The 355-nt window shown below is 45.4% G+C and carries 1 protein-coding gene; it reads left to right on the top strand.

What is annotated here, in order from left to right; genetic code table 11:
* On the top strand, nucleotides 1-355 hold a 355-nt coding region (locus EDI28_RS26735), incomplete at both ends, for a TOBE domain-containing protein (protein WP_128786733.1).

Raw genomic sequence — 355 nt, 5'->3', positions numbered from 1 at the left:
TGGATGAAGCCAAATGAACCTGTTGAGGTCGTTATTCGTCCAGAGGACTTGCGCATTACCCTTCCTGAAGAAGGCAAGCTCCAAGTTAAGGTCGATACCCAGCTTTTCCGTGGAGTTCATTATGAAATTATCGCCTATGACGAACTTGGAAATGAATGGATGATCCACTCAACCCGTAAGGCTATCGTGGGTGAGGAAATCGGTCTGGACTTTGAACCAGAAGACATCCACATCATGCGTCTCAATGAAACCGAAGAAGAGTTCGATGCTCGTATTGAGGAGTACGTAGAAATCGAAGAGCAAGAAGCAGGTTTGATCAATGCAATCGAGGAGGAAAGAGATGAAGAAAACAAGC

The organism is Photobacterium chitinilyticum, assembly GCF_004104355.1.
Classification (GTDB): Bacteria; Pseudomonadota; Gammaproteobacteria; order Enterobacterales; family Vibrionaceae; genus Photobacterium; species Photobacterium chitinilyticum.
The sequence above is the reverse complement of the archived record's forward strand: the minus strand, read 5'-3'. Positions and strand labels throughout refer to the sequence as shown.